The organism is Shewanella sp. 125m-7 (assembly GCF_052977045.1).
Genome location: NZ_JBRILQ010000047.1, coordinates 24,385 through 34,768 on the forward strand (window position 1 = coordinate 24,385; position 10,384 = coordinate 34,768).

Below are 10,384 nucleotides of genomic sequence, written 5' to 3' on the forward strand. Positions count from 1 at the left end.
GATTTAATAACTAATATCTATATAAAAAACGGCTCGATAAGAAGTATTCAAATAATGCTTACCATTACCCGACGTCGACAACTTCCCCCCCATTTTGGCGCTAGCCACGCCAGCACTATCGGTGCGAATGTTCTGCTCAATATAGATTTCACTTAAAGTGAATTGCTCAGTATCTCCCGAAGCAACTGTCGTTGTTACAGGTAACATAGGAGTAATTGAAAGTTCGACATAAGGAGGGTAATCAGTGATTACCATTTCAGCAGCTTTACCAGGGCTAATGATTAACAACTGCCCCGACGAAGTACTGTGCCCATAGGTCGGTACTGTCACGCTACTTTGAATACTATTATCACGGATCACTATGGTGCCAAATGATAGCGGTTGCTCAAAATATACGTCTGCATTTACATCAAAAATAACCATTCCCAAGATAAAAAATAAAATAGGTTTCAAAGTTAACCTTTATATAAGGTGGCTTAACAAATGTTTCGCCACCTAAGTTTATTCTTGCTTAATAGCTAACAGTGATTGGGAAAGAGCCTGTAAACTCACCATCTTGATACTGTCTGTCAATTACGTTGGTATCAGCTGCATACACATCCGTTGTTAACGTACCACCAAAATTGAAACTCGCATTACCTTGACCGTCTGCAGTCAACTTATTATCGGTGTCATATAGCGTACCGTCATTATCACCTGATGTGATGTACGCAGTGAGAGCACTTAACACAAACTTAGGTGAGCCTGGAGGTGCAGAAGGTGCAACAACGTTAGTTGTTGTCGTCGGCAAAGTAACGCTTAACTCAGAATATGGTGCAACACCTGCAACAGTCACCTCACCAGGTTCACCTGGAACTAATGACCTAATGGTTGCCGCATTCAAAGCGCCGTTAACCACTGTAGCCTGCTCCGTTGGATTTGGAGACATGGTAATACTTGCACTAACGCCGTTAGTATCAGTCAGATCGACTACAGCAGTAATCTCACCAAAATTCAATGGTTTAGCTACAGCCATTTCAAAAGCATTTTTAACGGTTACTGACGCCGTTGCATTTTCGGTTTCTGCGGCCATCACTTGTGAAGAAACTGCAACAACTAATGCTAAGCCAACGGCTTTTGCCACCATAGAAACATTTTTCATTTAAAACTCCATTTACACACTATTGTATTTAATAAATGACGCCAAGGCTCACTTTGTTCAAATAAAAACCGGAAGTGACAAATAAACCTAGCCAATATAAAAGTAGAACGAAACCAAATCGAAATAGCTAATCGGCATAATTAAAATTTTCTTTAATTATTTTTAACAACACAGATTAAAGTTACAAGAAATGATTTATATCCGCTTGCCTTCATAGTTAACTACGGCACAATACTGCCCTTCACTTTTTAATAGTCGACATACTTTAGATGCCGCACTTTTACTCAAGTATGGTCCATAAACCAACCTTGAGAATTCTTTTCCCTTATGGATAAAACCGAACTGAAGTGGTGCACCACCTGCTAACAATTGTTTAAAACGCTTTTGATAATTAAGCCAACCAGAACTTAAGTTGTGTGCATTAGAATAAGAAGAAAGGTGAACACCAAACTCTTTCACTTCTTTTTTAAATTCGGTCACCATATTATTATTGACTAAACTTTCTACGCGATTAATAGGTTGTGGTTTTAAAGTCGACTCTGTCGTCGTTATCACTTTTACAGGCTTATGCTGCAACTCTGAAATTTTACTCAACTCAGAGATCAATAGCCCTAAATCCTCTTCATTATCCACTAGGCGTTCAATCGCAGGCTTAAGTCTCTCCCAGTCAGCTAATTGCAGCCTTATTTGAGATAGCTCAGCAGCTAATTCAGATGACAGAATTTGCTCTTGTTCTTTAGCTGAGCTAGTTGTTGAAAGAAAACAAAGTAAACTCCCTAGAACACATACAGCCCTCCAACTAGAAAGTAAGCGCACAGCCCTAATCTTGTCTTTACCGAAACGCTTTACAAGCTTCACTTATTTAACTCTCGCATTAATTCAACAAGCCTTAATAAATAGTTACCGACAATATATTGTCAACTTTTACTATATACCACTAAATTAATAAAACTAACAAAACAAAAACCAATCAATACTCTCCCCTAGCTAAAAACGAGCCAAAAATAACATAAACCTTAAAACAAAAATCAGTAAGTTAAAATTTGTGACGTTAATCACTAATGAACAGTAGCAAGTCGGTAGTCTTAAAAGCCAGTAAATACCACAAAGTTAAGATGAAAAAACCAGAAATTTAAAAACCACGACAACTATAGTGTTAGAGTTCAATTAAAAACCCATTAAAATATATAAGGCCGAACATCATTAATAAGTGATTTAATATTTACGGGTATAAAAATAAATTTAAAACTAACACAAAAAAAACAAGAAACAGCAATGACTAATAAACATCGAAGAACTAAAAATGACAGAGTAATGACAAAATAATGACAAAATTAATTTTGGTGGCAGTTAATAAGAGGCTAACCATTTATTAAAGTGGTCTTAGCTAACTTGATGTTTTATCAAGCAGCTTATGGATGGAGAATATCGATATGGAACAAGTGATCTATTCCCTGTAGAAATCGTACTGACGAAGATGAATAAAATTAACCCAAAAAAGCTGCTTCATAGTAAATGGACAGCCATTAAGCCTAAAGAAATGCAAAACGGTAGCCGTTTTTTCCTTGGCGCTTTACCTCATACATTGCACGATCGGCTTGCTCATAGGCATAGCTAAAAGATTGATCTGAAAATAAACTGATCCCGATACTCATCCCAATTGTCACATGCCTATTTTCGACCTCGATAGACCCCATAGAAGCACTCAAGATCCTGTCTGCTATACAAGCAAGTAATGCTTTATCACTAAACTCAAACAGCACAACAAATTCATCACCTCCAAGCCTTGCGATAACTTGAGACTCTTGCACCTGCAGTTGCAGCATTTCTGCGATTTTAATTAGTAAGTTATCGCCAAACTTATGTCCATAGCGGTCGTTGTTAGCCTTAAAGTCATCTAAATCGATAAACATTAAGGCACCCTTTATTGAAGATTGACGCGAGCTGTTAAACGCCTCAATGATAGCTTGTCGATTGAACAGCTCGGTTAAAGGATCACGGTGGGCAAGCTTAGCCAACTCCTGCTCGTAGCGTTTCTCTTTCGTTATATCAACATGCGTCCCCATGATCCGTAATGGCTCCCCCCTCGAGCTAAATTCAATCACCCGCCCACGATCTGATACCCAAGTCACCGAGCCATCTTTATGCAACATTCTATGGGTCACATCGTAGGAGTCGGTTCTCCCCTTGATATGATCATCAAAGTTAGCGATCACCCAATCACGATCTTCTGGATGAAGATTACCTTTCCAGCTATCGATATGGGCTGCCAGTTCATCTATGGTGTAGCCGAGCAGTGACCCCCACTCCATATTAAACATGGTTAAATTACCGCTGGGAATATGCTGCTCCCACAAACACAAGCCAGTTCCATCTAACGCAGCATTGAGCTTTTGCTGTAAGACTTTATTTTGGTCGCGTAACGAGGCATTTTCTTTGGTTAGTTCAGCCTTATCGCGCATTAACTCTGCCAACAGTTCGTCTTTATCAATCGAGGTCGTAATAAGCCTCTCCTTGGTTCCACGATTTCACTTATCTTAGCCATTTTTCAAAACAAATGAGCACACAAAATAGCAACAAACATAAAACATTAAAACCACAGCAGCGAATAAACAGATACATGCAGTGTCGTTTTTTATATCCAAGCTGATTAATTTCGCTCATATCAGGCGCAAGTATTGTAAACTTCACTCCTGCTTTTATTGACCGCTAATATTGAATACATGATGCTTAAAATCGGAATCGCCGGAGCCGGGTTTTCAGGTGCTGTTATTGCAAATGAGCTCGCCAAAGCTGGCCACCAAATAACAGTATTTGAACCTCGCAAACATATTGCAGGTAATTGCTACTCTTCTCGAGATAGCGAGAGCGATGTAATGCTACATCACTTTGGCCCACATATTTTCCACACCGATAAAGCGCACATTTGGGACTATGTCACCCAACTTGGGCAAATGATGCCATTTACCAATAGAGTGAAGGCGGTGAGCAATGGTCAGGTTTACTCATTGCCAATTAATCTGCATACAATCAATCAGTTTTTTAATGCACAGATGTCACCCGCTGAAGCTGAGCAATTTATTGCTAAACAAGCAGATGGCAGCATTATGGAACCACAGAATTTTGAGCAACAAGCGCAAAAAATGATTGGAGAATCGCTGTACCAAGCTTTTTTCAAGCATTACACCATTAAGCAGTGGGGGCGCTCGCCTGATACGCTACCAGCGAGTATTTTAAAGCGCCTGCCAGTTAGATTTAATTACGATGATAATTATTTTAACCACCCATTTCAGGGAATGCCGATTGAGGGCTACACCCCGTTAATCGAAAAGTTACTCGATCACCCTAACATTACACTACAACTCGATTCGGCCTTTTGCGCCGCAATGAAATCCGAGTACGATCATGTTTTTTTCTCAGGGCCGTTAGATGCGTATTTTGATTATCAACTCGGTAGACTCCCCTATCGAACCTTAGACTTTGATAAAGAAACCCATGAAGGTGACTATCAAGGCAATGCTGTCATTAATTATTGCGATAATAGCCAAGCCTATACGCGGATCAGTGAACATAAGCACTTTACCCCTTGGGAGACACACTCAAGCACAGTGATTTTTAAAGAGTACAGTCGCGAAGCAACTGCCGATGACATCCCCTATTATCCAGTACGCTTGAGTGAAGATAATTCCTTGCTTGAGCGCTATATTGAGCTTGCCAAACAACAGCAAAATATAACCTTTGTTGGTCGATTAGGCACCTATCGTTACTTAGATATGGACGTGACGATTGATGAAGCATTGACGGCCAGCCAGATCTTTCTAAATACGCTAGCAACCCAACAAGCCATGCCAGCTTTCACTGCACAATAGAGACATTTTTAGAGTCATTTGATATGAAAAAATACTTAGTCATTGCCCGAGTCGGCGATAACTCACTGCATCCGCATTGGTTAGAAAATGCAGCCCCTAACTTTGATTTATTCTTAAGTTACTTTGGCGATAAGCCTAATAATTACCAAGCTGAAGCGACTTATTATGAGCAGGTAAAAGGCGGAAAGTGGCCAATAATCAATAAGCTGGTTGAAGCCAACTGGTCACTTATATCGCAATATGATGCAGTCTGGTTACCCGATGATGACATCATGACTGACGCTAATACCATCAACAAGATGTTCAGTCTTTTTGATGGTTTTGGCTTAGCGTTGGCACAACCAGCACTGACCATGGATTCTTACTTTTCGCATTCCAGTTTACTGTGCCAACCGCACAGTGTTTTACGCTACTGTAATTTTGTTGAAGTGATGGTGCCAGTATTCTCTGCTCATGCTTTGGTAACCCTAAAGGAGAGTTTGGGTCAAAGCCCTTCTGGGTGGGGGCTTGATGCTCTTTGGCCTCACCTCATTGATAATGAAGACTTCAAGAGTATTGCCGTTATCGATGCTACGGCGGTTATTCACACTCGCCCCGTGGGAGGTGAGTTATATAAGCTCAACCCTGAGCTATCACCGAAGAACGATGCTGTGCACCTTCAGAGCTTATATCCACAGTTCAATATCAGTCGTCGTCATGGGCCAAATAAATTTAAAGTCTTTAGTCAGGTTTCCGAATCTAAGGTTTGCTCACCACTTCTAGCGAGCATAAGAGGCAAATACCAAAGGGTGATGGCAAAATACAGGGCACAAAAACACCCAAAATTCTGTAATCGTTAATTGAAACCTTCGCCTTAACGCCAGCGCTCACAGATAAAGCCCCCTAAATATCGCTCCCTAAAAGGGGGCGCTTCGTAAATACCAACTAGCTATAAAACCTATATTTTCGGCATAGTTAGAGTTTGCGCGTGCTTATTACTTAAGCTTATTTTGAGTTTGGGCTTATTAACCTTTCAACAACATATAGCCATCTTCATCGCGACGAACCTCCCGCGAAAGTGCCCCATCTTCCAGCAATGGCTAACCTTTGATGTTGGTCAATTAAACACCTTAAAACATGTCTTGCCCTATAATTATTGACTATAGATCAAGGGGACAAATCAAAGCGGTCAGCGGGGGGCTACGTGGCAATTCAAGGGTTAACTACCGAGCAGGCTCAGGAGCGATTGCGGCAGCACGGTAAAAATAGCTTACCCAAACCACTAAGAAACAGTTTTTTAACACTGTTTCTTATTCAATTTCGTAGTGCATTCATCTATGTGTTACTGGTGGCCGTGATAGTTTGCTTACTCCTTGGGCAACTTATCAATGCTTTTTTTATCGCGCTAGTTTTACTGCTCAATGCCCTTATTGGCACCATTCAAGAGTATTCGGCACAGCAAGCTGCCGATTCATTAGCGCATATGGTGCCGCAGCAGAGCCGAGTGCTCCGCGATGGCCACCCGATACTCATCGATAGTGAAGATTTAGTATCTGGTGACTGGGTCATGCTAAATAGCGGCGATCGTATTGGTGCAGACATAAGCCTAAAACAATCGAATCTATTTCAAGTCGATGAGTCTGCTCTTACCGGGGAATCTATCTCCGTTAGCAATACCAAACAGGCTTTTGCCGGTACCTTAGTCACCCATGGACGAGCCGAAGGCGAGGTCATTGCAACCGGAACCAACACGCAAATAGGGCAGATAGCTCACTTAGTCCATCAAGGAAGTCGTACTAAACCGCCACTGATGCAAAGAATCGATCAGTTCACCCTCCGTATCGCGATAGCGATACTCATCATTATCGCTTTCATATTTGGCCTGACATTACTTCGAGGCGCGGCGCTTTCCGAAGTATTCGTACTCGGAGTCGCATTAGCAGTCTCTGCGATCCCAGAGGGACTTCCTGCGGCAATTACCGTTGCGTTAGCAATCGGCATGAAGCGAATGGCCAAAGCGAATGTGATAGTACGTAAACTGGTTGCGGTAGAAGCACTTGGTTCTTGTACTTATATCGCCTCAGATAAAACAGGCACATTAACTGTAAATGAGATGACCATTGGCCAAATTTGGCTCGCAAACGAGCAGATCTACCATGTTACTGGAGAGGGATTAAGCCCAGTTGGCACAGTACATCGTCATGCTCTTAGCCCTGTTCATACCGCAGGTCATCATAGATCTTCTCATCATCATAGTCGTGGCTATAGAAGTGATGCCCCTGTCGACTTTACTCAGAGTGGCTTGGCGAAGGATAGTCCACTCAAGCTGTTAGTCACAACGGGTATCCTCGCTAATGAAGCGCACTTAGTATTTGAAAATAACCAAACTCACGCCGATGGTGATGGCGTTGACCTTGCCTTTCTCGTATTAGGCCACAAGTGCAAACTCAAGCCTCGCACTTCACAGCAACAACTTAACTTGTTCCCCTATGAATCAGAAAAAGGCTTTAGTGCCAGTATTAACGAAAGTGAGCTTGGCCCAATCATCTCCGTAAAAGGGGCGGTGGAGAAACTCCTTCCCATGTGCTTACTCAGTAAAGAAATGTGCCAAAAAATTCTCAATCAAACTCACTTAATGGCCCAGCAAGGTTATCGAGTCTTGGCATTGGCTCATGGCTCTGGCAACCCTGTGGATGATCATTTCAGTGAACTCGAATTTCTTGGCTTAGTGGCCATGAGCGACCCGCTTAGGCCCGATGCGATCGAAGCTGTCGCGGTTTGCCAAAAAGCGAAAATTAAAGTTGCGATGATTACGGGCGATCACCCGGCAACCGCCCTCACATTGTCACAACAGCTAAACATTGCCAATGAAAGCGATGGTGCCATCACAGGTCAAACACTCGAACAAGCGAGGCTACAGGACATCAATGCGTTTGACCGACTCGTCGCCAACCACAGAGTCTTTGCGAGGGTAAAACCGAAACAAAAGATGGAGATCACCCAGTCACTGATCAGGCAAGGAGAGTTTGTTGCGATGACTGGAGATGGGGTCAATGATGCCCCGGCCTTAAAACACGCCCATGTTGGTATTGCTATGGGGCTTAGGGGGACAGATGTCGCCAGAGAAAGCGCTGAATTGGTACTTACTGATGATAAATTTAGTTCGATTGTAAAAGGGATCATCGAAGGACGCGTTGCATACAACAATATCCGTAAAGTGATTTACTTACTGATCAGTACCGGAGCGGCAGAGATCTTTCTGTTTATCCTCAGCGTATTGTTTGCATTGCCAATCCCGCTCTTCCCACTACAGATCCTATGGCTCAATATCGTCACCAATGGCGTACAAGACGTTGCACTCGCCTTTGAACCCGCCGAAGGTAAAGAGATCCTTCAGGCGCCGCGCGCTCCTAAAGAGCCCATTTTTGATCGGTTAATGCTCGAAAGGGTCTGCTCGAGTGCACTAACCATGGGATTAGTCGCGTTTGGCTTATTTGCCATATTACTGAAAACAGGATCGAGCGAAGTTGAAGCCCGCAATCTCACATTAATGTTGATGGTGCTATTTGAAAATGTACACGCGCTTAATAGTCGCTCTGAACACAGATCGATATTGCAGATCCCCTGGTTTAGTAATCCGATATTACTCATCGGTATTATGGTGGCGCAGGGGATCCATATTGGTGCCATGTATACGCCGGGATTAAGTGATACGCTGCAACTGATTCCTATTAGTCTAAATCACTGGCTAATTTTACTCGCCACAGCCTCAATACTCTTTATCGTGGACGAGTTACATAAAAAATACTGGCATACAAAGCGTCACCGGAATGTCACTGTGCCTATGGTAGATAGTCGGCGGGAATAACCCAAGACTACCGCTAACATTCTGATCCCCAAAATAGCAATCTGCTAGTGAAAAACCAGGGGAACAGTTAGATCAGATATTAGACTTTATACAGACCGACAACTATCCTCATACTAGTCAAGCGGAGGGTCGAAATACAGATGCGCTTTCTATATTTAGTTCTTGTATTACTAGTAGTTACCAGACTATTTGCGGTTCTAGCCAAACGCTTGAATTTGCCGCCTATTGTGGGTGAATTAGTATCGGGCATCGCACTGGGGTTATTTCTTCACCATTTTCAAGATTCGTTTCCCTTACTATGGGAAGTCACTCAAGGTGAAGCCTTCGAAGCACTAGCCGATCTCGGTATGTTTTTCCTCATGCTATTGGCTGGTGTCCGCATGAGCCCGCTAGATTTTAAGAAAACTTCGAGTTCTGCGCCCGCTGTAGCGATCGGTGGAATGTTAATCCCGATTATCTCAGGTACACTGATCGGGCTGATGCTATTTCCAGAGTCTCCCTTTAAGATGGTTCAGAGTTGGTTCTTAGGAACCGCACTCGCTGTTACTGCAGTGCCAGTGACGATTCGCATGCTGATGGAGTTTAATCGCTTAGATACCGAAGAGGGTAAAACCATTGTCGCCGCCGCGCTGTGGGATGACCTGTTAAGCCTATTCATTCTATCCTTGCTGTTAGCCGCGATTAACAATGGCGGAACGTTAGCTTTTACCCTCGATTTATGGGGCCCACTATTAGCTAAAGTACTGCTGTTCTTCATTATCACAATACCCGTCGGTTACTATCTGTTTCCGTTAGTCGGTCGCTATCTCAAGTCCACTAACATTCCTGATATCGATTTCAGTATGCTATTAATCGCCTCACTGGCATACGCTGTACTTGCCGAAATACTAGGTTTACATTTTATTATCGGTGCCTTTGTCGCAGGTATGTTTTTCCATCCTGCGGTTGTGGAGCAAAAAGTATATGACCGCGTTGAGAGACAAACGTCTGGTATCACCTCAGGTTTCCTCGCCCCCATTTTTTTCGTGTCGATAGGGTTTCACCTAGACTTAACGTCACTGGTATCGATACCAGGGTTTGTTGCTCTACTGATTAGTGTTGCCATATTCAGTAAGCTAATAGGAGCCGGACTCTGTGCGCGTGTCACGGGTCATAGTAGCCAAGAGTCGCTGCGCATTGGAGTGGCGATGAGTGGTCGAGGCGCAGTTGAAATCGTGTTAGCCGGAGTCGCCTTGCAAGCCGGACTATTCAACCATCCAGACCCTACGCCACCGATTATATCCGGACTATTTTCTGCGATTGTGATCATGGCAATAGCAACCAGCATTATTACGCCGCTGTTATTGGCCTTTTTAATTCGCTATCACGGCGTGAATAAACCCTAAATTAAACGCAATCCCTGCGTTCTGGGATAAGTACTTCCATGTACAAAAAAATACCCACGTAACGTGCAATGCCGATCGTTTAAGAGGACTTGACCGATCCTGCAGATGAAAGATAATCCCTACCAGTATTCTGGTGGGGATT

At 42.9% G+C, this 10,384-nt stretch carries 8 protein-coding genes; 4 read left to right on the forward strand and 4 right to left on the reverse strand.

Going from position 1 to position 10,384, the window contains the following annotated elements; genetic code table 11:
• Positions 1 to 3: 3 nt before the first annotated feature.
• From ACVBIL_RS17695 to ACVBIL_RS17710, 4 genes are all read right to left on the reverse strand, one after another.
• The gene (locus ACVBIL_RS17695; RefSeq protein WP_447168275.1) at positions 4 to 453 is read right to left on the reverse strand and encodes a DUF4402 domain-containing protein; all 450 of its coding nucleotides are present in this window, start codon (positions 451 to 453) and stop codon (positions 4 to 6) included.
• Positions 454 to 511: 58 nt separating this feature from the next.
• Complete coding sequence (locus ACVBIL_RS17700; protein ID WP_447168276.1) at positions 512 to 1,141, reverse strand: hypothetical protein; 630 nt, start codon at positions 1,139 to 1,141, stop codon at positions 512 to 514.
• Between the two features lie 195 nt (positions 1,142 to 1,336).
• A complete protein-coding gene (locus ACVBIL_RS17705) occupies positions 1,337 to 1,999 on the reverse strand; it encodes an SPOR domain-containing protein (protein ID WP_447168277.1) in 663 nt (220 codons plus the stop codon).
• Between the two features lie 674 nt (positions 2,000 to 2,673).
• Positions 2,674 to 3,603 carry a diguanylate cyclase domain-containing protein gene (locus ACVBIL_RS17710; RefSeq protein WP_447168282.1) on the reverse strand — a complete coding sequence of 310 codons (930 nt, stop codon included), beginning with the start codon at positions 3,601 to 3,603 and terminating at the stop codon, positions 2,674 to 2,676.
• Between the two features lie 264 nt (positions 3,604 to 3,867).
• On the opposite strand from ACVBIL_RS17710, the gene glf reads away from it, so the two are divergent.
• The 4 genes from glf (at position 3,868) to ACVBIL_RS17730 (ending at position 10,242) form a co-directional block, all read left to right on the forward strand.
• Entirely contained in the window at positions 3,868 to 5,010 is a 1,143-nt protein-coding gene (glf, locus tag ACVBIL_RS17715) for a UDP-galactopyranose mutase (protein WP_447168278.1), read from the forward strand.
• A gap of 23 nt (positions 5,011 to 5,033) precedes the next feature.
• A complete protein-coding gene (locus tag ACVBIL_RS17720) occupies positions 5,034 to 5,849 on the forward strand; it encodes a DUF707 domain-containing protein (protein ID WP_447168279.1) in 816 nt (271 codons plus the stop codon).
• A gap of 344 nt (positions 5,850 to 6,193) precedes the next feature.
• Positions 6,194 to 8,857: a cation-translocating P-type ATPase gene (locus tag ACVBIL_RS17725; RefSeq protein WP_447168280.1), complete on the forward strand. Its 2,664-nt coding sequence runs from the start codon at positions 6,194 to 6,196 to the stop codon at positions 8,855 to 8,857.
• Between the two features lie 140 nt (positions 8,858 to 8,997).
• A complete protein-coding gene (locus ACVBIL_RS17730) occupies positions 8,998 to 10,242 on the forward strand; it encodes a cation:proton antiporter (protein ID WP_447168281.1) in 1,245 nt (414 codons plus the stop codon).
• The last annotated feature ends 142 nt before the right edge of the window (positions 10,243 to 10,384 follow it).

Excerpts from the sequence above, each read along its gene's own strand:
- glf (WP_447168278.1), top strand. The coding sequence starts at position 3,868 with ATGCTTAAAATCGGAATCGCCGGAGCCGGGTTTTCAGGTGCTGTTATT.
- ACVBIL_RS17700 (WP_447168276.1), bottom strand. The coding sequence starts at position 1,141 with ATGAAAAATGTTTCTATGGTGGCAAAAGCCGTTGGCTTAGCATTAGTT.
- ACVBIL_RS17730 (WP_447168281.1), top strand. The coding sequence starts at position 8,998 with ATGCGCTTTCTATATTTAGTTCTTGTATTACTAGTAGTTACCAGACTA.
- ACVBIL_RS17710 (WP_447168282.1), bottom strand. The coding sequence starts at position 3,603 with ATGCGCGATAAGGCTGAACTAACCAAAGAAAATGCCTCGTTACGCGAC.
- ACVBIL_RS17720 (WP_447168279.1), top strand. The coding sequence starts at position 5,034 with ATGAAAAAATACTTAGTCATTGCCCGAGTCGGCGATAACTCACTGCAT.